The organism is Streptomyces sp. NBC_01775 (assembly GCF_035917675.1).
Lineage (GTDB): Bacteria > Actinomycetota > Actinomycetes > Streptomycetales > Streptomycetaceae > Streptomyces.
Genome location: NZ_CP109104.1, coordinates 347,541 through 369,902, shown reverse-complemented (window position 1 = coordinate 369,902; position 22,362 = coordinate 347,541). Strand labels below are relative to the sequence as shown.

The 22,362-nt window shown below is 70.3% G+C and carries 23 protein-coding genes and 2 pseudogenes; 17 read left to right on the top strand and 8 right to left on the bottom strand.

Translation table 11 applies throughout. From position 1 onward, the window contains the following. Nucleotides 1–12: 12 nt before the first annotated feature. The 8 genes and pseudogenes from OHB04_RS01815 to OHB04_RS41650 form a co-directional block, all read left to right on the top strand. Nucleotides 13–1,269, top strand: a complete 1,257-nt coding sequence (locus OHB04_RS01815; protein WP_326685985.1) for a cytochrome P450 — start codon at nt 13–15, stop codon at nt 1,267–1,269. A gap of 5 nt (nt 1,270–1,274) precedes the next feature. After that, the gene (locus OHB04_RS01810; protein WP_326806592.1) at nt 1,275–1,601 is read left to right on the top strand and encodes a ferredoxin; all 327 of its coding nucleotides are present in this window, start codon (nt 1,275–1,277) and stop codon (nt 1,599–1,601) included. A gap of 158 nt (nt 1,602–1,759) precedes the next feature. Continuing rightward, on the top strand, nt 1,760–2,947 hold the full coding sequence (locus OHB04_RS01805) for a cytochrome P450 (protein WP_326685983.1): 1,188 nt from the start codon (nt 1,760–1,762) through the stop codon (nt 2,945–2,947). Nucleotides 2,948–3,001: 54 nt separating this feature from the next. Further along, the gene (locus tag OHB04_RS01800) at nt 3,002–3,796 is read left to right on the top strand and encodes a class I SAM-dependent methyltransferase (RefSeq protein WP_326685982.1); all 795 of its coding nucleotides are present in this window, start codon (nt 3,002–3,004) and stop codon (nt 3,794–3,796) included. A gap of 123 nt (nt 3,797–3,919) precedes the next feature. Then, nucleotides 3,920–4,459 (top strand): nucleoside deaminase, encoded by a 540-nt coding sequence (locus OHB04_RS01795; protein WP_326692563.1) that lies wholly within the window; start codon nt 3,920–3,922, stop codon nt 4,457–4,459. 63 nt (nt 4,460–4,522) lie between these two features. Next, on the top strand, nt 4,523–4,732 hold the full coding sequence (locus OHB04_RS01790; protein ID WP_326685981.1) for a hypothetical protein: 210 nt from the start codon (nt 4,523–4,525) through the stop codon (nt 4,730–4,732). 156 nt (nt 4,733–4,888) lie between these two features. Then, nucleotides 4,889–5,236 (top strand): hypothetical protein, encoded by a 348-nt coding sequence (locus OHB04_RS01785; protein WP_326685980.1) that lies wholly within the window; start codon nt 4,889–4,891, stop codon nt 5,234–5,236. A 53-nt stretch (nt 5,237–5,289) separates the two neighbouring features. Further along, nucleotides 5,290–5,430, top strand: a pseudogene (locus OHB04_RS41650) (hypothetical protein); the annotation flags it as partial. 10 nt (nt 5,431–5,440) lie between these two features. On the opposite strand, the gene OHB04_RS01780 reads toward OHB04_RS41650, so the two are convergent. Both OHB04_RS01780 and OHB04_RS01775 read right to left on the bottom strand, forming a co-directional pair. Continuing rightward, the gene (locus OHB04_RS01780) at nt 5,441–5,932 is read right to left on the bottom strand and encodes a DUF6640 family protein (protein ID WP_326806590.1); all 492 of its coding nucleotides are present in this window, start codon (nt 5,930–5,932) and stop codon (nt 5,441–5,443) included. Between the two features lie 84 nt (nt 5,933–6,016). Beyond that, complete coding sequence (locus tag OHB04_RS01775) at nt 6,017–7,120, bottom strand: FAD-dependent monooxygenase (protein WP_326806589.1); 1,104 nt, start codon at nt 7,118–7,120, stop codon at nt 6,017–6,019. 236 nt (nt 7,121–7,356) lie between these two features. Here OHB04_RS01775 and OHB04_RS01770 point away from each other — a divergent pair, with 236 nt between their 5' ends. Continuing rightward, nucleotides 7,357–8,058, top strand: a complete 702-nt coding sequence (locus tag OHB04_RS01770) for a TetR/AcrR family transcriptional regulator (RefSeq protein WP_326806588.1) — start codon at nt 7,357–7,359, stop codon at nt 8,056–8,058. 241 nt (nt 8,059–8,299) lie between these two features. Here the strand turns inward: OHB04_RS01770 and OHB04_RS01765 are convergent, their stop codons facing one another. Together OHB04_RS01765 and OHB04_RS01760 are read right to left on the bottom strand one after the other, a co-directional pair. Beyond that, nucleotides 8,300–9,853, bottom strand: coding sequence for a phytoene desaturase family protein (locus OHB04_RS01765; RefSeq protein WP_326806587.1), 1,554 nt, complete (start codon nt 9,851–9,853; stop codon nt 8,300–8,302). Between the two features lie 486 nt (nt 9,854–10,339). Beyond that, nucleotides 10,340–10,792: a hypothetical protein gene (locus OHB04_RS01760; protein WP_326806586.1), complete on the bottom strand. Its 453-nt coding sequence runs from the start codon at nt 10,790–10,792 to the stop codon at nt 10,340–10,342. Between OHB04_RS01760 and OHB04_RS41645 the strand changes: the two are divergent. Together OHB04_RS41645 and OHB04_RS01755 are read left to right on the top strand one after the other, a co-directional pair. Further along, nucleotides 10,691–10,897: pseudogene (locus tag OHB04_RS41645) on the top strand (BTAD domain-containing putative transcriptional regulator); the annotation flags it as partial. The gene OHB04_RS01760 and the pseudogene OHB04_RS41645 overlap by 102 nt on opposite strands. Continuing rightward, nucleotides 10,854–11,201, top strand: coding sequence for an AfsR/SARP family transcriptional regulator (locus tag OHB04_RS01755; protein WP_442814775.1), 348 nt, complete (start codon nt 10,854–10,856; stop codon nt 11,199–11,201). The pseudogene OHB04_RS41645 and the gene OHB04_RS01755, both read left to right, overlap by 44 nt. 280 nt (nt 11,202–11,481) lie before the next feature. On the opposite strand, the gene OHB04_RS01750 is transcribed toward OHB04_RS01755, so the two are convergent. Then, nucleotides 11,482–12,561 carry a LacI family DNA-binding transcriptional regulator gene (locus OHB04_RS01750; RefSeq protein WP_326685974.1) on the bottom strand — a complete coding sequence of 360 codons (1,080 nt, stop codon included), beginning with the start codon at nt 12,559–12,561 and terminating at the stop codon, nt 11,482–11,484. A gap of 176 nt (nt 12,562–12,737) precedes the next feature. On the opposite strand from OHB04_RS01750, the gene OHB04_RS01745 reads away from it, so the two are divergent. The 5 genes from OHB04_RS01745 (at nt 12,738) to OHB04_RS01725 (ending at nt 18,226) form a co-directional block, all read left to right on the top strand. After that, nucleotides 12,738–13,772: an SIS domain-containing protein gene (locus OHB04_RS01745; protein ID WP_326806584.1), complete on the top strand. Its 1,035-nt coding sequence runs from the start codon at nt 12,738–12,740 to the stop codon at nt 13,770–13,772. 358 nt (nt 13,773–14,130) lie between these two features. Beyond that, complete coding sequence (locus OHB04_RS01740) at nt 14,131–14,955, top strand: PfkB family carbohydrate kinase (protein WP_326806583.1); 825 nt, start codon at nt 14,131–14,133, stop codon at nt 14,953–14,955. Nucleotides 14,956–14,958: 3 nt separating this feature from the next. Then, nucleotides 14,959–16,398, top strand: coding sequence for an ABC transporter substrate-binding protein (locus OHB04_RS01735; protein WP_326806582.1), 1,440 nt, complete (start codon nt 14,959–14,961; stop codon nt 16,396–16,398). Further along, nucleotides 16,395–17,312, top strand: a complete 918-nt coding sequence (locus OHB04_RS01730; protein ID WP_326685970.1) for a carbohydrate ABC transporter permease — start codon at nt 16,395–16,397, stop codon at nt 17,310–17,312. The genes OHB04_RS01735 and OHB04_RS01730 overlap by 4 nt, the downstream gene beginning before the upstream one ends. Further along, complete coding sequence (locus OHB04_RS01725) at nt 17,309–18,226, top strand: carbohydrate ABC transporter permease (RefSeq protein WP_326685969.1); 918 nt, start codon at nt 17,309–17,311, stop codon at nt 18,224–18,226. The genes OHB04_RS01730 and OHB04_RS01725 overlap by 4 nt, the downstream gene beginning before the upstream one ends. A gap of 244 nt (nt 18,227–18,470) precedes the next feature. Here the strand turns inward: OHB04_RS01725 and OHB04_RS01720 are convergent, their stop codons facing one another. After that, on the bottom strand, nt 18,471–19,037 hold the full coding sequence (locus OHB04_RS01720; RefSeq protein WP_326806581.1) for an ester cyclase: 567 nt from the start codon (nt 19,035–19,037) through the stop codon (nt 18,471–18,473). Between the two features lie 74 nt (nt 19,038–19,111). Next, nucleotides 19,112–20,623 (bottom strand): MFS transporter, encoded by a 1,512-nt coding sequence (locus OHB04_RS01715; protein ID WP_326806580.1) that lies wholly within the window; start codon nt 20,621–20,623, stop codon nt 19,112–19,114. Between the two features lie 127 nt (nt 20,624–20,750). Between OHB04_RS01715 and OHB04_RS01710 the strand changes: the two genes are divergently transcribed. After that, the gene (locus OHB04_RS01710) at nt 20,751–21,665 is read left to right on the top strand and encodes a LysR family transcriptional regulator (protein WP_326806579.1); all 915 of its coding nucleotides are present in this window, start codon (nt 20,751–20,753) and stop codon (nt 21,663–21,665) included. Here OHB04_RS01710 and OHB04_RS01705 read toward each other — a convergent pair. After that, entirely contained in the window at nt 21,655–22,275 is a 621-nt protein-coding gene (locus OHB04_RS01705; RefSeq protein ID WP_326685965.1) for a DUF6058 family natural product biosynthesis protein, read from the bottom strand. The two genes, OHB04_RS01710 and OHB04_RS01705, sit on opposite strands and share 11 nt — an antisense overlap. Nucleotides 22,276–22,362: the final 87 nt, after the last annotated feature.

The window sequence follows — 22,362 nt, the reverse complement described above, 5'->3', positions numbered from 1 at the left end:
TTGGGAGTCGTGATGACCGACACCACCACCACCGACTCTGAGACAGCGGAGACTGCGCCCCACGCCGCCGGGGCTGCCGGAAGCGTGCCCCCCGTCTTCTTTCCGCTGCCGCGCGAGAGCCTGCTCGACCCACCGGCGGTACTCGCCCGTTGGCGGCAGGAGCAACCCGTGCACATGGTTGCTCTCCCCGGAGGGCGGCACACCTGGCTGGTGACCCGCTACGCCGACGCCCGCGCCGTGCTGACCGACCCACGGTTCAGCTCGATGTCCGAGCGGCCCGGTTTCCCCACCGTCCAGGCCGAACCCATCCAGTCGGTGCCCGGCGCCTTCCTGGAGTACGACCCGCCCGCACACGGCCGCCTCCGCCGCATGCTGACCAAGGACTTCACCCCCAAACGGGTCGCCGGCCTGCGGCCGGCTGTAGAGCGCATCACCGGTGGGCTCCTCGACGCACTGTGTGCGCACGGCCCACCCGCCGACCTGGTGGAGCACTTCGCCCTGCCCCTGCCGGTCGCGGTGATCTGCGAGGTGCTGGGGGTGCCCTACGAGGACCGGCACCTCTTCCACGAGTGGGGCCGGCTGATCGGCAGTCTCACAGCCCCGTCGCACGAGGTGAGCACCGCTGTCGAGGAATTCGACGCGTACCTGCGCGACCTGCTCCGGGCGAAGGCAGCCGAGCCGCGGGACGACCTGCTGAGCCGTCTGATGGCCGACCAAGTCCACACTGGCGAACTGGCGCTGGACGAGACCGTCGGCGTGGCGATGGTGCTGCTGGTGGCCGGACACGACCCGTCCTCCAAAGCACTCGGACTGGCCGTCGTCCAACTGCTCCAGGCGCCCGAGTTGCAGCGGGAACTGTGCGCCGCCCCGGAGCGGCTTTCCGGGGTGGTCGAGGAACTGCTCCGCTTCCTGTCGCCGTTCCACACCGCTTTCCGGCAGGCCACCGAGAACGTCACCGTCGGTGGGGTCACCGTACGGGCCGACGAGGGCGTGCTGGTTTCCCTACAGGCCGCCAACCACGATCCGGGGGTCTTCGAGGAACCCGACCGCCTGCACTGCGCCCGGAACCGGCCGCGCCACCACCTCGGCTTCGGCTACGGCATCCATCAGTGTCTGGGGCAGCACCTGGCCCGGCTGGAACTTACGGTCGCGCTCCGGGAGCTGTTCCGACGGCTGCCCGGCCTGCGGCTGGCCGTGCCCGTGGAGACGCTCGCCTTCCAGGAACGCGGCGTTGTCGACGGTCCCGCTGCCGTCCCTGTGAGGTGGTGAGGCCGGTGTCCGACCACGGTACGAAGGAGCGCGGGAAAGCCCCGGACTCCGGCGGTCCACCGCCGGTGCTACGGGTGCGGGCGGACCGGGAGGCGTGCTGCGGCGCGGGCCAGTGTGTGCTGGAGGCGCCGGAGATCTTCCAACAGGACGAGGAGGACGGCCTCGTACGGCTTCTGAGCGCCACACCGCCAGTCCGCTTGCGGAGCCAGGCAGAAACGGCCGCTGACCTGTGCCCGGCTCGCGCCCTCACCGTACGGCTGGACCCCGGGGGCGGAGACGAAGTCCGCGCGGGTGCGGACGCACCCGCGCTCCGTGACCACGTCGTCCAGTGACCAGGCCCCTCCGCCCGTCATGGGACCACGTCGGCCGCTGCCCGGACGCGCCTGCCCTCTTCTACGGCCGGGCTCCGGCGCCGGGCTCCGCCGTCCTCGCCCCTACCGCCCACCGTCCCTGCCCGAAAGCACCCGAAAGCACCGAAGGGCCCGCCGTAGTGGATGTATCGACCCTGACCTTTCCGTTCGGCTATCGAGGCGACGAGATCCCACCCGTACTACGACGCCTCCAGACCGGGGAGCCGGTCACCCGGGTAAAGGCCGAGGACGGAGCCCCCGCTTGGCTGGTCACCAGCTACGAGTTGGTCAGCGCCGTCCTGAAAGACACCAGGTTCAGCCTGAGCAGGACCGCCGACCAGTCGGCCCCCCAGCGGGACACCGCTCCCTTCCCGCCCGTCGCCGTCCGCAGCATGCGCACGCTCACCGAGTGCGGGTTGCGGGATGAGGTGATGCGGCACCTCGGGCCCGGCCAGCAGACCGTGCCCAGTTGGTGGGTCGCCGACCGTGCCCGGCAACGAGCCACCGAGATGGCGCGGCAAGGCCGGCCGGTCGATCTGATCGCTCACTTCGCCCGTCCCCTCACGCTGGACATCGCGTGCCGTTTGCTGGGGCTGCCACGCGAGGACGGCGACTTCCTGGCCGAGCAGGTCGAGAACGACATCAACTTCGGAGCGCGTACGAGCGGACCGGACGAACACGTCTGGGCGGGCTTCTACGCCTACCTGCCAGAGCGGCTGCTGCCAGGAAGCGAACCGGCGCACGGGCTGCTCGGCGATCTGGCCAGGGGGGCACGGGAGCGCGGGGCGCCGTCCGAGCAGACACTTGTGGACATCTCGGCCATGCTCGTCATCTCCGCGGTCGCCAACCCGATGGCCGTGCTCACCGGCGCCGCGATCGTCCTTCTCCGGCACCCCGAGGCGGTCCGGCGGCTGCGGGCGGAGCCCGGAGCCTGGCCGGGAGCGGCGGATGAACTCCTGCGTCACGTCGTCACCGTGGGTGGCGGTCTGGCCCGGGTCGCGGTGGAGGACGTCCGCCTCGGCGGTGTCCTGATCAGCGCGGGTGATCTGGTGCTGATCGCCACCGACGTCGCCGGTTTCGATTCCGCCGTCTTCCACGACCCCGACCGGCTCGCTCTGGAGCGCCGGAACGCCTCGGGGCATCTGGCCTTCGGCGGCGGACGGCACTACTGCCCGGCTTCTCAGTTCAACCGAAACATCCTGATCGCAGCGCTGGACAGCCTGCTGACCACGCTGCCCGACATCCGGCTGGCCAGGGCCCTTCACGAACTGGAATGGATCCCCGACCGGCATGTGCTCCAGCCCCGTGCGCTTCCGGTGACCTGCTGAGCTGCCCACCCTGACCGGCCAGCGCTCCTCGTGGCGCTCCTCCATAAGGAAGAGATGAACACTCAGAACTGTTCCTTCCACACCCCGGCCACCGACGACTCCCACGCGACGTCGTGGACGGACGAGGCGGTGGCAACCTCCTATGCCACCATCTCGGGCTCGACCGACTGGGCCCTCGGATACCCCTTCGTCTTCCGGGCCCTGGGACTGGAGCGACTCGACGGAGGCACGCTGCTCGACTACGGCAGCGGTCCCGGCGCGGTGGCCGACCTGGTGGCCCGACGGTACGGGGTGCGGGTCCTCGCGGCCGACATCTCCGAGGCCATGCTGGAGAAGTCCCGGGCCCGCGCCAACCCAGCACTGGACCACCACCTGATCAGCGACGACCGGCTCGCCCTGTTGCCCGACGGCTGCGCGGACCGTGCCATGTGCAACTTCGTCCTGGTGTGTGTCCCGAGCCAGGAACGACTGGCGCAGATCTTCGCCGAGGTGTACCGGCTGCTTCGGCCCGGCGGGACCTTCACCGTCCTCAACCCGGACCATGCACGCGTCGGTGTGGAGTTCGACTGCTTCGAACTCGGCGAGCCAGGCGTCGAGTACGAGCCGGGGGATCCGTTCCCCGTCCGCCTGAAGCAGCAGGACGGCTCTTGGTTCTCCATCACGGATGTCTTCTGGCCCGGCGAAGTCTATGAAGAGCTGTTGCGGAAGGCCGGATTCAGCAGCGTGCGGTGCGAAGCCCCGGTGTTGGCCGACGCCCATGGGGTGGCTGATCCGTCGCTCCTGGCCTCACGCCCCTGGAAACCCGAACAGAGCACACCTCCCTTCCTGTTGTTCACCGCGGTCAAATGAGGCCGGCCGCTGGGGTCGGACGGCCGAGCACGAGAAAGCTCACGCCCTGTGGTAGGCGCCCTGTAGTACGCCACGCATCCAGCTACCGGACACGATCTGATGTTTGAGGAGCACTCCGTGTCCATGTCCCGGGGCGAACAAGTGGCACCGTCTCTCGGGGCGTTCGTGGTTGAGGAGGAATACACCGAGCGGGATCGCGAGGGACTCCTGCGTGCCGTGCGCACGGCTCGTGCGGCCCTTATGCGCGGCGACCCGCCGTTCGGGGCGGTCATCACGGACGCCGCGGGCCGGGAGCGTGTCAGCATCGGCAATACGCAGATCAGCACAGCAGATGTCATGGCGCATGCGGAGTTCGATGCCGCCCGCCAGGCAGCTCGTACGATGCCGGCCCGGGAGTTGCGTGGCGCCACGCTGTACAGCACCGCCGAGCCCTGCGCCATGTGTGCCGCGGCGGTGTACTGGTCCGGGATCGGCCGCGTTGTCTACGCGGTCGGGGTAGGGCAGCTGTCCGCCATGTTCGGTCATGACGAGGAGTATCCGTTCCTCAACCTGCCCTGCCGCTCGGTGTTCGCAGCGGGCCAGCGGCCGACGCGCTTGGTCGGCCCCACGGACCTGCGTGAGGCCGTGGACTTGTGGCACGAGTTCCTGAATCGGAGTACGTAGCCCCCACTGGCGCTCTGCCGAGAATCAAGACTGCCCAGTAGCAACTGCGGGGACAAGGAAGTGATGCGTGAGCACGCGGTAAGCGAGGAAATCATTCCGCAAACAGCGCCGGGTGACCTGTTCGGTGCGCTGAACCGGGGTGCTGCGGAGGCGGACAAGGTGACAGCGCCGGCCTTCGGCCGGCGCTCGGCCGCCGCCCTGCACGCCGTGGCAACATGTGGATATCGCCGGGATACCCGCTGCGGGACCGCGCAGCGTCAACTCGTCGGCTGACTGTTCAGGTTGCCACGCTTCATCGCTGTATCGGGTGCGCCGCTGTCCCGCCCGGTGCGGGATCTTCCGTGAAGACGAGGCCGGGCAGCTCGCGCTGACCCCGCCGGCCCGGTTTTTGCAGCGGGATCACGAGAACAGTGTGCGGGACCTCACCTCGTGCTTCAGGGTGCGCTGCAATCCCCCCGGCTTGGCGCTGCGCTGGAGCACTGCGTAGTCCCGGGCAATGCCTGGGATCTGGCCAAGATCCTGGACCTGGACATGCTGTGCGCGCTGGGCGGTCACGAGCGCTCCGGAGAAGAACTGGAGCGGCTACTCGATTCGGCAGAACTGGAATCAGTCAGCCGGACTCCCCAGGACGACTGGACTCTGTTCAGTGCCCAGGCCCGCACTCCGGACGGCTGGAGCGACAGTGAAAGTGCGGTGGAGTCGTCACGAACGCTGCTCCTCGCGTCGACGGAAGCGGTCCAGCAAGTGCAGACGATGACGCTGTCGCAGCCCGGGTGAGGTGGCGGGCCTGAAAGTCCTGGACCTCGGCAGCGCGGCGGGCTCGCTGGCTCGTGCTTTTGCCGACGGCGGCGCGCGTGAACGCGATCGATCGCAGCCGACCGCTGCGCGAGCAGGCCCATCGGCGGCACAGCCCGCATGCCACCTTCTCACTCGGCGGCATCGCTGAGCCTCTGGACTTCCCCGACTCCGAGTTCGACCTCGTCACCGCCTCACTGGTGATGCTCTACCTGCACGACTGGCAGACGACTCTGCCGGGTTTGGTGGGTCTGTGGGTGTGCGCAGTGTTGCCGCTGTCGCGCCAAGCAGGGCCAGGGCCAGGGTGATTGCCATGAAGACCTGGCCGTGCACGCCGAGGATGAAGAGGGTTTGGTTGGAGAACTCCGGGTCGTAGGTGGCGGTGCCGGGGAACAGGAGTGCGCCGATCATGCTGAGCCAGGGGGTGGCCAGGACCGCGGCTGCGCACAGCAGCCGACCGCGGGTGTTCCGGCCCTGCCGCAGGGCGAGGACCAGGCCGATGAGGCCGAGGAGCACCGTCATCACCATGTACTGGGCGTCGTGGAACTTGGCGTGGGGCGGCCAGCCGGGGTTGAAGGCGTGCTGGGCGGCCAGGTCCGGGATGACGAGATCGGCGAGCACGGCGCTGACCATTGTGATCGCGGCGACGAGGGCGATCAGGATTCGCGGGAGGGGCATGGGTTGACCTCTTGGGGTTCGGTGGTTTCCCGGGGATGACACGCTTTCGCGGAGTCGGGCCGATGGGGTCACTGGGCGGGTGTGTCAGAGCGTCCAGGCGTAGGCGGAAGTGATCGAGCGGTTGAAGAGTGAATTGGGCAGGAGTGGGAGAGCCACGTCTCGCAGGGCGGTCAGTGGCGGGGACGTCCAGTGCGCGGGAGCGCCGGCCTGCCGGGAGCGGCGGGTGATCATCTGGGTGCGCGGCCTGCGGATGCGGTCGTATTCCTCCAGCCCCGCACGCACGCCGAGGGTGTCCGCTGCTGCGGCGAGGGTGACTGCGTCCTCGAGTGCCTGGCAGGCGCCCTGCCCCAGGTTGGGGGTCATGGCGTGCGCGGCGTCTCCGAGGATCGCGACCTTTCCGGAGACGTAGGTGGGCAACTTCGGCAGCTCGCATGTGTCGTGCTGCAACACCGCGTCCTCGCCCGCGGTGTTCAGTAGTGTGGGGATGGGGCCGTGCCAGTGCGTGAGGCGTTCGCGTAGCTGGTCCAGGTGGGTGTGGGAGCCGATCGGGGCGTTGGCCAGCATGTAGCAGTAGACGCGGCCATCTGGCATCGGCACATGCCCGAATCGCTCGCCTCGCCCCCACGTTTCCACGCTCCCCTCGACGGGCTGGGGTGGCGCGATGAAGCGCCAGGTGGTGTATCCGACGTAGCGCGGTCCGGGGATGTGTGGCCACAGAGAACGCCGTGTCACGCTGTGCACGCCGTCAGCGCCCACTACGAGATCCGCGGTGGAGGTGCCGCCGCTGTGGCGGACTGTGCCATCGGGCTGCACATGGCACACCTCGGTGCCGGGCCGCAGCGCCTGTGCGGGCACGGCCGCGCGCAGGAGGTCGACCAGGGCGGCCCGATGCACGGTCACCCACTGGCCGAAGCGGCGTTTCAGGTCGTCGATGTCGTTGCGGATCAGCCAGCCCCCGCTCGCACGACGGATGCCCGCGAGCGGATCGGCCAGCCCGCCGGAACGCAGGAGATCGCCGAGGCCCAGCGTGTCCAGCGCGCGTAAGCCGTTGGGCTGAATCGACACTCCCGCACCGATCTCGGTGAACTCCGGAGCGCGTTCAAGGATCTCCACCTGCCAGCCACGCTGATGGAAAGCGACAGCTGCGGTCAGCCCGCCGATGCCACCGCCAGCAATGATCACCTTCATCGTCGAGTCTCCTCCGTGGTCGTCGTGTGCCGGGGGCAGCGCGGGCTGCGGCGGACATGAGCGGATCTGGACAACCGCCACCACACGGCCATAGCGAGCAGCACAGCCACGAGAAGGACCCACTGACGGCGCTCCATACGCACTCCCTAGAGCTTCTAGATTTACTTAGAGGCATTAAGGAAACATAGATGCCCTAGGATGTCAACGGTGCTAACGGAGCGACAAGAGGGGTGACGATGTCCGCAGGGACCAGCAGCAGGCGGGAGAGGCTGCGCCGGGCGACCCTCGGGGAGATCCACACGGCCGCGCGCAAGCTCCTGGTCGAGCAGGGATCGACCGCGGTGACCATCAACGCGGTCGCCAGGCAGGTGGGCATGAGCGGCCCGGCCCTGTACCACTACTACGCCAGCCACGACGAGCTGGTCGGCGCGGTGACAGCGGACTTCTTCCGCGAGTTGGCCACCACCATGGAACACGCCCGTGACGCCCACACCGACGCGCCGGTCGGGGAGCGCATACTCGCGGCCTGCCGAGCCATGCGCGCCTGGGCGAGCACCCATCCCGCCGAGTTCGGCTGGATCTTCGCCAGCCCGATCACCCCGCCGAACCGGCAGCCGGACTCGGCACGCCACCAGGCCGCGCAGCGTTTCGAGCAGGTTCTGCTGGACCTGACGGTCGAGCTGTGGAAGACGCGACCGTTTCCGGTGCCCGATCTGGCCGGCCTGCCCGCGTCACTGCGCGGGCAGCTGACCGCCTACTCCGCCACCATCGACGGGCGCCTGCCGCCCGAGGCCGCGCACGTCTTCCTGTCCTGCTGGACCAGGCTGTACGGCCTGCTGTGCATGGAAGTCCTGCACCAACTGGACTTCGCCTACTCCGATCTGGAACCCGTCTTCGAGGAATGCCTACGCGACCTGGCCGGCGTCCTCGGCCTGTAGGGGCAACTGTGGGGCCGAGGCGGAGACGTTCGCTCATGCCCGACCGGACGGAGTCCTCGTTTCTGGGGCCCCTCCCGGCCGAAGGCTGGGGGAGAGGCCGAGAGCTTGGGGGAGCGACCAGCCTGGCGGTACCTCCCTGCTCCAAGAGCTTGGAGAGCACCCGCACCCTGCACAGCACAGGCAGGGGCAGCCCTTGCTCAGCACCAGGAAAGAGGGCAACTGGAAGATCCGCCGGACCGCCCTAGCGTTCCAGCACGGCCATGGCCGCGTTATGGCCCGGGATGCCGCTGACGCCGCCGCCGCGCACGGCGCCCGCGCCGCAGAGCAGGACGTTGGCGTGCCGGGTCTCCACGCCCCAGCGTCCTGTGCCCTCCTGGGCGTGCGGGAAGGCGAGATCGCGATGGAAAATGTTGCCGCCGGGAAGTTGGAGGTCGCGTTCCAGGTCGAGCGGGGTTTTCGCCTCGATGCAGGGCCTGCCGTCGGCGTCGGTGGCCAGACAGTCCGCGAACGGCTCGGCGAGGTGGGCGTCGAGCTGGGCCAGGGCCGAGTTCAGCAACGCGTCGCGTACGGCGTCGTTGTCGCCGGTGAACAGGTGGGCCGGGGTGTGAAGGCCGAAGAGGGTGAGGGTGTGGCAGCCCCGTTCGGCGAGTTCGGGTCCGAGGATGGTGGGGTCGGTGAGCGAGTGGCAGTAGATCTCGGAGGGCGGGGCGGCGGGCAGCCTGCCGGCGGCGGCATCGGCGTACGTGGCGGCCAGCTGGTCGTAGCCCTCGGCGATGTGGAAGGTGCCCGCGAACGCCTCGTGCGGGTCGACGGCCGCGTCGCGGAGCCTCGGCAGCCGCTTCAGCAGCATGTTGACCTTGAGTTGGGCTCCCTCGGCGGGAGCGGGCGGGTCCTCGCCCAGCAGCGCGGCAAGCTCCCGGGGCGAGGCGCCCACGAGGACGTGACGGGCGTTGACCCGGCCTTCGGCCTCCGGCGTCCGGTACGTGACTTCGGCGTGCTGCTGACCGTCGGTCTCGACGTGGGTCACCTGGTGGCCGGTGACGATCTCCGCGCCCGCCGACCGCGCGGCGGCGGCCAGCGCGTCCGTGAATGCCCCCATGCCGCCGACGGGCACGTCCCAGTCGCCGGTGCCGTCGCCGATCACGTGGTAGAGGAAGCACCGGTTCTGTCTGAGGGACGGGTCGTGGGCGTCCGCGAAGGTGCCGATGAGGGCGTCCGTGAGGACGATGCCGCGGACCAGGTCGTCGCTGAAGTGAGCCTCGATCGCGGCGCCGACGGGCTCCTCGAAGAGCATGCGCCAGGCCGTGTCGTCGCCGACGCGGCGGCGTAGTTCGTCCCGAGTGGGCAGCGGCTCCGTCAGGGTCGGGAAGACGCGTTCGGCCACGCGCCGGGTCATGCCGTAGAAAGCCTCCCACGCGGTGTACTCGGCGGTGCCGCCGGTGAGCCGTTCGAACGACTCCCGCGTGCGGTCGGGGCCACCGCCTACGAGCAGGCCCGTCGGGCGGCCATCGCGGTGGACCGGGGTGTACGAGGACACCGTGCGCTTGCGGAGCGTGAAGTCCAGCCCCAGCTCCCGGACGATCTTGCGCGGGAGCAGGCTCACAAGGTACGAGTAGCGGGACACGCGGGCATCCACCCCGGCGAAGGGACGCGTGGAGACGGCAGCGCCGCCCGTGGTGCCCAGGCGTTCCAGCACCAGCACGGTGCGGCCCGCCCTGGCGAGGTAGGCGGCGGCGACCAGACCGTTGTGGCCGCCGCCGACGATGACGGCGTCGTATCGCTCGTGTGCGGGCATGGGTTCTTCCTAGCACGCGGGCGCTGGGCGCGGGCGGATCCCGCAGGTGAACGTGCAGGTCATCGCCGACCCGGCGGGACGGTCCCCGCGTGGTCGTAGCCGATGTGGTGCTGTCCGTCGAGCCCGCTGCGGCTCGAAGGCCACCCGCGTTCCGGCACCCGCTGGAGGATCGGCCTCCTGGGGTTCCCGATCGGTCGGATGCCCGCGAGCTCCCGTCGGAAGCCGTGCCCGTCCCGCCATACCTCGATCACGGTGCCCGAACTCAGGGCTGCCGCTGCGGCGTTGGCCCACCGGCTCAGGGTCCGCGGGCTGACCGAGCAGGGACAGGAGCTTCAGAGGATCGTGCGGCGGCGCGGTGCGAGCTCGGTGCGGTTTCGAGTCGGCCGGGCCGGCCAGCCGTCCCGGTCCGGGCCGTGAGCGCCGCGGCGAGCACCTTCGTGGGAGCGCGGTCCCGGACAAACCCGCGGGGGACCTGTAATGCACTGGTCACGCGGAGAGTGCCGTGCAAGCCTGACGAGGCGGGTGGGAACGGGAGGGGACGAGGCGGTGGAGTTCCGGCTGCTGGGCGGCGTCGAGGCGGTCGTCGGCGGTCGGCCCCTCGACCTCGGGCACGCCCGGCAGCGGTGTGTGCTGGCCGCCCTGCTGGTGCAGGTCAACCGCCCGCTCCCGGTCGACCAACTCGTCCACCGGGTGTGGGGCGACCACCCGCCGCGGCGCGCCCGTGACACCCTCTACGGCTACCTGTCCCGGCTCCGCGCCGCCCTCGCCCACGGCGGCGTCGGCCCGGCCATCGTGCGCCGGCCCGACGGCTACACGCTGACCACGGACGCCCTGGACGTGGATCTGCACCGCTTCCGGGACCTGGTCGGCCGGGTGCGCGCCACGGAGGAGGACGAACGGGCCGCCGACCTGTTCGAGCAGGCGATCGGGCTGTGGCACGGCGAGCCGTTCGGCACCCTGGAATCCCTCTGGCTGGACACCCTGCGCCCGGCCCCCCACCATGAGCGGCTCGCCGCCGAACTGGACCGCAACGATGTCGCGCTGCGGCGCGGCCGGCATCGGGAGCAGCTGGCCGAGCTGCGGGCACGGGCGCGGGAGCACCCCCCTGGACGAGCGCCTGGCCGGACATCTGATGCTGGCCCTGTACCGCTGCGGGCGTGCGGCGGAAGCCCTCGACCACTGCCGCTCCACCCGCGTGCGGCTCGCCGACGAACTGGGCATCGACCCCGGCGATCCGCTACAGCGGCTGCACCAGCGGATCCTGAGCGCCGACCCCACCTGGTCCCCGGCACCCCCGACACCGCATCCCCCGCCGCCACCCGCGCCCCCGGGACCCGGCCGCCGCTGACCGTACCCAGCCAACTGCCCTCGTCCGTACGCCGTCTGGCGGGCCGCACGCACGAGCTAGCTGGAGGTGCTGAACCGGCATCTCGGCGCGGCCGGGCAGGACGGGACGACGGTGGTCGTCGCGTCGATCGCCGGCAGCGCGGGCATCGGCAAGACCACGCTCGCCCTGTCCTGGGCCCAGCAGGTGCGCGAACGGTTTCCGGACGGGCGTCCCGGAAGTGCCGAGCCGAGGGGGCACGGCCGGTCGTGCGGCCCACCTGTGGCCTCACCGCGACCGACGGTCAGCGGGAGGGCGGTGGAGCAATGGAGTCCCGCGAGATGAACGCGGTGTCCAGGACGATGTGTTCGGGGCGGGCCTCCGTGTGGCCCTCGATGCGGGCGACGAGAGCCCGCACGGCACGGGCGCCCAACTCCTGGACCGGCTGGGCCACCACGGAGAGGCGCGGGCGGATGATTCTGGTCCAGTCGGCGTCGTCGAACGTGACCAGGGAGATGTCATCCGGCACCCGCAGCCCTGCCTCCTGAATGGCGGAGAGGGTGCCGAGGGCGATCAGGCTGTCGGTGGTGAAGAGAGCGGTCGGCGGCTGGGGGAGTCCGAGGAGTTCGGCTGCCAGCGCGGCGGGCTCCTGGCCGTGGACACCGAGCCGTACGTAGGTGTCCGGGTCCTTGAGGCCGGCCGCGTGCAGGGCGGCACGGAAGCCCTTGACCCGCTCGACGCCCGTCGAGACCTGCGCGGGCGGCTCCGCACCCTCCGGGCCGGGCCAGTGTTCGCCGCTGCCGCCCAGCGTCACCATGCCGATCCGCCGGTGTCCGGCCTCCAGCAGCCGGCGTACGGCGTCCTCGGCGGCTCCGCGGTTGTCGACGGTCACCGTGTCCGTGCTCAGTGACGGAACCTCGCGGTCCAGCAGGACGAGGGGGCAGCGGTCCTCTCGCAAGGCGGCCAGGTGTGCGGTGCTGGAGGGCGAGGCCGGAGCGATGATGACGCCGTCGACGTGCTTGTCGCGGAGCATCTTCACGGCGGAGCGCTCCTGGGCGTGGTCCTCGTCGGTGTTGGCCAGCAGTACCTGGTAGCCCGCGGCGCGCGCGGTGTCCGTGATGCCGCGGGTGACGCCTGCGAAGAAGGGGTTTTGTATGTCGGCGACCACCACGCCCAGCGTGTGGGTGCGCCCGGTGATCATGCTGCGGGCGAGCTGGTTGGGGCGGTAGCCGAGTCTCGTGGCCGCGGCCTGCACCCGCTCTCGGGTCTCCGGGCTCACGGAGCCGTAGTCGGCGAGCGCCCGGGAGGCGGTGGAGCGGGAGACTCCGGCCTCGCGGGCCACATCAGGGATGGTCGCGGGGCGCTGGCTGCTGTGACTGGTCATGGCGGCAACAGGTTATCCGGCGCAACGGTATTGACGCTGTCGGAGTAGCGGTGGGAAGGTTCTCAACACCGCGATTGGGAACGTTCCCAAAGTTCACCGTTCATGGAATTGGGAACGTTCCCATCCCGGGTCTTCCCTTCGTTCGTTCACCCTCGTCAGATGTGGAGAAGAACCGCGTGACCACCGCAACTCTGCCGCTCAAGCCCATCAACCCGGACTTCAAGGAGACCGTCTCCTTCGCGCTGGGCCAGCGCGAGGCCGCCCGTACCTTCGTCGAGGGCATCACCGGCTCCAGGACCGGGCTGCGCAACGTCTTCCTGGTCGGCTGCGGCGGCTCGCTGGTCGCCTCGTACGCCGTGCACCACATGCTGGAGACCCGCGCCCCGTTCCCGGTCTTCCACATGAACAGCGCCGAGTTCCAGTTCCGTGACCCCGCACTGCTCGGCGAGGGCTCGCTCGTCGTGGTGGCCTCGCACACGGGCACGACCAAGGAGACCGTCGCCGCCGCCGAGTTCGCAAGGGCCGCCGGGGCCACGGTCGCCGCCGTGACCCGGCTCCCGGACAGCCCCCTGGCCAAGGCCGCGCACGCCGCCTTCACCTACGGCAGCGAGGACACCGTCGCCGCACCCAAGCACGTGCTGTTCGGTCAGCTCGGCCACGCGCTGCTGGAGCAGACCGGGGTGCTCGGTGACTACGCGCGGCTGCGCGCCGCCTATGAGGCGCTGCCCGAGGCGCTGCACGCGGCGCAGCTCGAGTCCGAGGAGCTGTGCCACTCCATCGCCGCCGCGCTGGCCGACGAGGACGTGACCTACGTGCTGTCCGCCGGCCCCAACTACGGTGCGGGATACGGCTTCACCATGTGCTACCTGATGGAGATGCAGTGGAAGCACGGCGGCAGCTACAACGCCGGCGAGTTCTTCCACGGCGCCTTCGAGATCGTCACCGAGGACCAGCCGGTGCTGTTGATGCTCGGTGAGGACGGCACCCGGCCGATGGCCGAGCGGGCGAAGACCTTCCTCGACAAGTACACGCGGAAGGCGCACTACATCGACACCCGGTCGCTCTCGCTGCCCGGCGTCCCGGAGGACCTGCGCGGCGAGATCAGCCCGATCGCGCTCAACACCCTCGCCAGCCGGCTCGCGCACCACTACGAGGCGGTGCGCGGCCACGACCTGGACCAGCGCCGCTACATGTTCAAGGTCGAGTACTGAGACATACGGATCCGGTACTGAGACGTACGAATCCGGTCTGAGAAGCACGGAGAGGACGCCCACGGCAAGGGCGTTCCTCAACCCGGCGCGTACCAAGGTGCGCACGGCACCGGCGCGCGCCGGGGGCTAGGACCGGGCCGGTTCCGCCCGGTGATCCGTTCCCCGGCCCGGTCCGGCGCGGGATCGCATCGGACCGGACCGGGCCGAGCCGCCCCCGACCGGCCGGAACGGCTCGGGCCGAAGGCCCTCCGTGCCCGGCCCTGCGGACACCTGGCTCCTTCGGCTGTCCCGGGCCCCCGGTCCGGGGGCGCCGCCCGTCCCTCCCACACACCCTTCCCCAACACGGAACGGAGAGACCATGCGCATCTGCGGAGTCGGCGACAACGTCGTCGACCGATACCCGCAGCGCGGCCTGATGTATCCCGGCGGCAACGCTGTCAACGTCGCCGTGCACGCCGCTCGCTGCGGCGCCGAGGCCGCCTACCTCGGCGTCCTCGGCACCGACGAGGCCGGAGGGCACATCCGGACCGCGCTCGACGCCGAGGGGGTCGGCACTGACCGGGTCCGCACCGCCGACGGCCCCAACGCCTACGCCACCGTGCGCCTCGACGCGGAGGGCAACCGGCACTTCGCCGGTTCCGACGAAGGGGTTTCCCGGTTCACGCCGGACGACGCCGACCTGGACTGGCTGGCCGGCTTCGACCTCCTGCACACCGGAGACTGCAGCGGACTGGAGCACGCGCTGCCGCTCCTCGCCCGCGCCTGCCCGCTCAGCTACGACTTCTCCGACCGCCCCTGGCCGTATGCCGAACCACTCCTGCCGCACGTCCGATACGCCGTGTTCTCCCGGCCCGGCGCCGGGGACCGCGAAGCCGCCGCGCTCGCGGATGCCGCGCACCGGGCCGGGCCGGGGACCGTGATCGTGACCCGGGGCGGTGGGGGCGCGCTGGTCTCGCGCGACGGGGTTCCGCACCTCCAGCCCGTGACGCCCGTCGAGGTCGTGGATACCCTCGGCGCCGGCGACTCCTTCGTCGCACGGCTGATGGTGGCGCTGCTGGACGGTGCCGCGGTGCCGTCTGCCGCCGCGCAGGCCGCCGCGTATGCCGCCGAGGTCTGCACCCACGAAGGTGCCTTCGGACATCCCCGGGTCTGTTCGGACCCGCACATCGCACCCGTGAGGTGACCCGTGCTGCGCTTCCTGCGAACCCCGGCGCTGCTCGCCACCGCCTTCGCCGCCGTCCTCTCGCTGAGCGGCTGCGGGCAGGCGCCCGTACGCACCACTCCGAACGACCTGACCCTGCACGGCCGTCCCAAGGGGCACCTCGTCGTGCTGGAGAAGTGGGCCGACCCGCAATACGCTCCGTACTTCAAGCGGATGGCGAAGGAGTACGAACGGCGCAATCCCGGCGTCACCATCGACCTCCAGGCGGTCGGGGACCAGCCCTACAAGGACCGCATCGCCGCCCTGGCCGCCTCCCGCGATCTGCCGGACATCTACTTCGCCTGGCCGGGACAGTACGCCGGGAGGTTCGCCGACGGAAAGCTCGCCGCCGACCTCACCAGCCAGCTCGGTGACACCGGCTGGGGCCGCTCCTTCGCGCCGGACGCGCTGCGTGCCTACCGCTACGGCGGGCGCGACTACGGGGTCCCGGTGACCCTCGACGCCAAGGTCTTCGCGTACAACAAGCGGATCTTCCGCGAGGCCGGGGTGAAAGGCGTGCCGCGGACCTTCCCGCAACTGCTCTCGGCCTGCGACCGGATCAGGAAGGCCGGCCGGACCCCGATCACCTTCGGCAACCAGTACGGCTGGCCCGTCGGCCATTTGCTCACCCAGCTGAACGCGATGAACGTGCCGCCGGACACCCTCGCGGCGGACTACGCGGCGCGGAAGAGCGGAGGCTTCCGGCACCCCGGCTACGTACGCGCGTTCACCGACCTGCGCCGGCTGAAGGAACGGTGCTTCGCGCCCGGCGGTTCCAGCGTGAGCCACGAGAACGCGCAGACCAAGCTGGTGTACGGGAAGGCGGCCATGCAGTACCTGGAGACGGTCGAGTTCCCCTTCCTCACCGAGAAGGGCGGAGCTCCGGCCTCCTTCGAGCGGGACTGGGGCTTCTTCCCCATGCCGCGCGACCCGGAAGGACAGGGCGATCCCCGGGCCCTCGCCGGCGGCACGGACGGGCTGATGGTGTCCAACAACTCGCCGAACAAGGCCCTCGCCGTCGACTTCCTGAAGTTCCTCACCGCGCGCCCCCAGGCGCGGGAGATGGTACGGGAACTGGGCTGGCTCAGCGCCGTCCAGGGCACCTCCCGAGCCGGCCGGGTCAAGGGGCTCCGCGCCGCCCAGCGGCTGATCGACGGGCGCCGGATATCGGTCTGGCTCGACACCCGTACCGACAACAAGATCGTCAATCCCACGCTCGCCACGGCCGATTCAGTGCTCGGCGGCCGGGTGAGCCCCCAGGAGGCCGGGCGCCGGCTACGGGAGGCCGCCGACCAGGCACACCGCTTCTCGTCCCGGGGCGAGTCCTCCCACGACGAGGCTTCCCGCTCCGAGGCTTCCCGTGGCGAGGCCTCCCGGTTCGAGCACAGTCGAGACGGCCACACGGACCAGGGAGGGACGAGATGACCACACTCCACCGTCTTCCGACAGCCGGGGCCCGCACCGTCCGCCGCATGCGGCACGCGCTCTGGGCCGCCCCCGCCCTCGCGCTCATCACGGTCTTCGTCTACTACCCCATCGCGGAGAACGTCCGCCTCAGCCTGCTCAAGTTCAGCGTCTTCCAGCCGGGCACCCGGTTCGTCGGGCTGGACAACTACCGGCAGGCGTTCGCCGACCCGGTCTTCTGGAAGGCGCTGGCCAACAACCTCCTCTTCGCCGTCACGTCGGTCACCTTCCAGGTGGGCGCCGCGCTGGTGCTCGCCGCGGCCTTGGAGGAGCTGGTCGGACGCCGGCTCGGGGGACTGCTGCGCACCCTCTATGTGGTGCCGGCCGCCGTCTCGATGACGGTCGCCGGACTCCTCTTCCAGTTCCTCTACCAGCCGGACGCCGGACTGGTGAACAGCCTGCTGGGCGCCGTGGGCCTGGACGGCTGGCAACGCGACTGGCTCGGGCAGCCTGACACCGCCATCTGGGGCGTCATCGGGATGAGCCAGTGGCAGTCCTTCGGCTACACCACGATGCTGCTCACCGTCGCCGTGCAGCGGATACCGCGCGAGCTGTACGAGGCGGCGTACGTCGACGGCGCGGGCCGCGTCCGTACGTTCTTCACGGTCACCGTTCCCATGGTGCGTCAGATGACCACGCTGCTGGTGATCCTCACCGTCTCCGGAGCCTTCCTGGTCTTCAACGAGGTGATGGTGATGACCGGCGGCGGACCCTCCAACTCCAGCCAGGTGCTGGGGACCTGGCTCTACACCAGCGCCTTCACCGGCGACGACATGGGCTATGCGGCTGCGGTCGGCACCGTGCTGTTCGCCTTGACCTTCGCCGCCGGAGCGGCCCAGCTTTGCTACTCACGGCGGAAGGCGGTGGAGGCATGACCCTCACAATGGACCCGAAAGGCCCCGCCCCCGCGGCGCGGACACTGTCCCGGCCCAAAGACCCCTCGCGGACGGGCGGCGCCGCCGTCCGACGGCGGACCGGCGTCATACCGAGAGTCCTCGCCTATTGCGGTCTCGCCGCGCTGGCGGTCGCGGTGCTCTACCCCCTGTGCTGGATGGCGCTGTCCGGGCTCAAGAGCAACAGCGAACTGTTCACCGCCCCCTGGTCGCTGCCCGCGCACCCGCGCTGGGACAACTACGCGGCGGCCTGGAACGAGGGCACACTGCGCTACCTCCTCAACAGCGCGCTGGTCACCAGCGCGAGCGTGCTGGCGGTGGTACTCATCAGCGCCTGGGCGGCGTACGGGCTGACCCGCCTCGACATCCCCCTGGCCCGCCCGGCACTGCTGCTGGTGCTCGGCGGCATGATGCTCTCGCCGACGGTCGCACTGGTCCCGCTGGCACAACTCCTTCAGGCGCTGCACATCTACGACACGTACTGGGCGCTCATCGTCCTCTACACGGCGTTCAAAATCCCGTTCACGACCTTCCTGATCCGTGCCTACCTGCTGAGTCTTCCCTCCGAGGTGGAGGAGGCCGCCCACATCGACGGGGCGAGCCGCTGGCAGACCTTCTGGCAGGTCGTCGTCCCCATGTCCCGGCCGGTCCTGGTGTCCGCCGCCATGCTCCAGACTCTCTTTTGCTGGAACGAGTACGCCTTCGCGCTGGTCTTCGTCACCGATGACCGGCTGAAGACACTTCCGGTCGGCCTCGCCGACATGGCGGGCAAGCTCAACTCCGACTGGCCCATTCTGTTCGCCGGACTGACCATCGCCGCACTCCCCATGATCGTCGTCTTCCTGCTGGGCCAGCGGCACTTCATCCGGGGCCTGGCAGAGGGGGCAGGGAAGTGATCCTTGCCGGCCGGCCTCGCGGGCGCGGCCCGCTGATGGCCGCCAACCCGCCCACCGCACCGCAAGCCGCCAGGACCTTGCGGGACGCGACATCAGGCGATCATTCGACGGCCCTCACTCGAACACGGATCGCCCCGGTTGCCCGGGGCGATCGAAGTCCTCGGCGCTCCAGCCTCGTCCCTTCCGCCGATGAGCGCGCCCATGGGCTCGCGGGTTGTCCTGTCCTTCGGCTGGGATGGGCGAGTCAGTGGATGAAGTCGGGCGGGGTGGTGTCCAGCAGCCGCGGATCGGGCTTGCCGCCTGCCGTGGAGAGAGCCCCCTTGAGGACTCGGGCGAGCTTGAGCAGACCCCTTGGCTTGCCCTTGTCGACCCCTGCGACCAGTTGTCTGAGGATGGTCAGCTGATCGAAGTAGACGCGCTCGGTGACGAGCTTCTCGTTCTCGTCGAAGATGAAGTACGCGTTCATGCGCGTGCGGTGCCGGCCACCTGTCGGCGGGATCTCGCCGAGAGGGCCGAGGTGCGTGCCCAGTAGCCAGAACTCGACTATGACGGCGTCGACACTGTGGCGGAACGCGATGATCTCGTGATGCTGATCGGGGAAGGCGACGCGCGTGTCGTCGTAGTACGCGCGCACGTCCGAGTCGCCGTCATGCACCCTCATCTGCGCGATGAGTTCGTAGTGCGGATGCGGGAAGGTGGACAGCGTGGCGTCCCAGTCCTGGGCCACCTCGTTGCGGAAGTGGTCGAGGACGAGTTCCTCCCGGGCCCGGAGCACGGACTCGTCGGGCAGAACAAAGCGGTTCGTGGTCATGGCTCGCTAACGTGTGTGGGGGATGGAGCGGTGGCTGAGCGTCGGCTTCGTGCCGGGATTCGCCCAGGCGCCGGTCAGCTCGCTGGACGGGAAGAATTGCAGGAAGCGCGAGTCTCTCCGGCTCGGATCGGCGAGCGTTTCCTCAAGGACGACCGAGTCGTACCGGCCGGCCGTGGTCTCGATGGCGTTGGCATTGGGGACGGCATCGTGCTCCCCGGCACGGCTCCATCTTGCCAGCCCCGGGAGCTTGGGGTGTCCGGTGTCAGGCATCCGGCCGCGCCGACGTTCTCGCTGCTGACAGTTCGACGCCGCTGGGCCGGAACGGGAGTACCCGGGCCCGGACGGCTGCTCCCGCTCCTCCCGCGCCGCGCGGAGACGGTGAGGCAGGAGGTGGCCAGCAGGGCGAGGACACCCAGGGCCGCACCGGCCCAGCTCAGCCGGGTCACCGACACGGTCAGCGGCATCCACGTGGTCAGCAGCCCGACGGTGACGGCAGGTGTCCCGGACCCCAGGTAGAAGAGGAGATACAGCGCCGCCCCGACTCCGGCGCGATCTCCGGCCGGGGTCCGCGCGTCCACGGCCCGGGCGGCGCCGCTGAAGGCCAGACCGTGCCCGGCACCGGCGAGCAGTGCGGAGCCGAGCGTGGCCGGGAGGGAGGCGGCTCCGGTGCCGGCGAGGAGCAGCAGGCTCGCGGTGAGCGCTACGACGCCGAGCTGCTGGGCGGTCTGTGCGGTGCGGCGTGAGCCGATGAGCTGGGCCGGCAGGGACCATGCCAGGACCGCTCCCAGCACTCCTCCGGTCAGGGCCGGATGGTCGCTGTGCAGCGCCCGCCCGAGGAGGGCCGGGACAAGCGCAAGGTAGATCCCGACGACGGCCCAGGCGAGGAACCCGTTGAGCCCCGCGACGATGAAGAGTGTCCGGACGGCGCGCGGGATGTGCGGCCGGGCGGGGCGCCACCCACGCTGTGCCCCGCGGGTGGCGTTCGGTTCGGGCACGGTCCGGTGCAGCCGGTGCCACACCCATGCCAGCAGGGCCAGATGCAGCAGGTAGGGGGTGACCAGCGGCCCAGGGACGTACCGGGCGAGCAGGCCCGAGGCGGCCGGCCCCACCGCGGTGCCCGCTGCGAAGGCCAGGCTCGCAAGAAGCGGCCCTCCGACGCGGGCGGCGGGGCTGCGGTGCCAGGTGATCAGCGCCTGGGCAGCACCGGTCGCGGCGCCCAGCGCCAGCGCCTGGCCCACGCGTCCGGCGAAGAGCCAGGCGGGGCTGTCGGCGAGGACGAAGCAGACAGAGCCGGAAGCGGCGAGCAGCACACTCAGCCGCAGCACGGGCCGGTGCCCCACGATGTCCGCCGCCGGCCCGCACAGCAGCAACGCCGGGCCGCTGACCAGAGCGAACGTGGCGAAGAGCAGCGTCATGACCAAGTCGTCGTAGCCGAAGAGCCGCTGGTATTCGGGATACAGCGGGCTGGGCAGATAGGCACCCGCGGTCAACACCACCACCAGGCACCCGGCGGTCCGCACGGCCCGCCGGTCGGCGCGCCCCTCCGGTCGGCCACGCCACCGGGCCCGTGCGGCCGGGGGGAACATGACGGTGGTGTGGGGGTATGCGCTTCGCTCCGATGAAACACGCTGATCAGTCACGTTCGCCAGTGTGCGGTCGAAGATGGACGAGGGGAATCAAACGGTTCTGGTGCTGACCGTGCAAACTGTTTGCATGATTGACTCCCGGCTCCGGATCCTCCAGATGGTCGCCGAGCACGGCACGGTGACAGCCGCGGCGCAGGTACTGCACTACACGCCCTCGGCCGTCTCCTACCAGCTCCGCCAGCTCGCGGCCGAGGTCGGCGTGGAGCTGGTGGTGCACCAAGGCCGGGGCATCCGCCTGACGAACGCGGCCCGCACCCTGCTGCGCCACGCGGAACGTCTCCAGGAGCAGTGGGAACTCGCCCGCGCCGAGTTGGCCGCCGTCGGCACCGAGCCCACGGGCCAGGTCACGCTGTGCGGCTTCTCCACCGCCGCCAGCCGCCTGCTGCCGGCCGCCGCAGCCGGCCTGCGCGACGCCCACCCCCAACTGACGGTGCGCATCATCGAAGCCGAACCCGACCGCTGCTTCGACCTGCTGCTCTCCGAAGAAGCCGACCTCGCGCTGCTGGTCGTCACGGCGGACTCGCCGCCCATGACGGACCACCGCTTCGACCAACAGCCACTGCTGGACGACCCGTTGGACCTGGTCGTCCCACAGGGTCACCGGTTGATCCGGCAGCAGCGGGTGACGCTCGCCGATGCCGCCAGGGAGCCGTGGATCCTGGGCAACCCGGGTACGACCTACCACCAGTTGGTGCTCGCGGCCTGTATGAGCGCGGGCTTCACACCCCATATCGCCCACTACGCGGACGAGTGGGACACCGGCACCGCGCTGGTCGCCCACGGCTTCGGAGTGATCCTCGTACCGCGCCTGGCACAGCTGCGCGAGGACTCACCGGTGGCACGCATCCCGCTGCACGGGGAACCGGCCCCGGCCCGCCGCATCATGGCCGTCACCCGCCTCGGCGCCCGGGAGATCCCCACCCTCACCCACGCCGTCGAGACCATCACCGCGACCGCCACCCAACTGCTCCCTAAGCACTGACAGGTGGCGGACCGGGGCGCGGGAAGCGCGTGCGCATCGCATCGATGCAGGCGTCCCGGGACGTAGGGCCGTTGAAGCGGAGACGGTCGTAGGCGGTGAAGGCAGGCTCCAGCGCGTCGAGTTCGTCGATCAGAGCGTGCAGCCGGGCGGACCACGGTGCTGAACCGGCAGCCGGCTCGTCCGGCGCGGCGCTGATCGCTGTCGTCAAGTGATCCTTGCGCTGGATGGTGGCCGGGGTGACCGAGCGCAGGCACACGTACTGTCCGCTGAGGTAGGCATTCCACTCCTCCTTGCCGAGGGCCGGGCCGTCCCGGTGAGCGGTGAACCAGGCTTCGAGCCCGTCGATGCCGCCCGCCTCGTCGGCGAGGGAGAACAGGTCGGGCGGCACCATTTCCGCACCGTCGGAGCGCAGGTATCCCGGAAGCGGCAGGCGCTGCTCCAGCATCAGCCGGCGAACCTCGTCGGTATCGCGGCCCTGGGCCGCGCACAGTTCGTCCAGGACGACGAACTGCACGCTCACGTAGGCGTCGTCGGCAGCGGTCATCGGATGGTCGCCATTGACCTCGCGGAAGCGGTCGGCAAGCTGCTGTTCGAGGTCTGTCCCTGGCATCAGAGGCCCTTCGCGTTCGCCCGCACGGGCGTCTCCCGCAGGGTTCCGCGCATGCTAGGAGCTGGATAGTTCGGCCCTCATCGAACT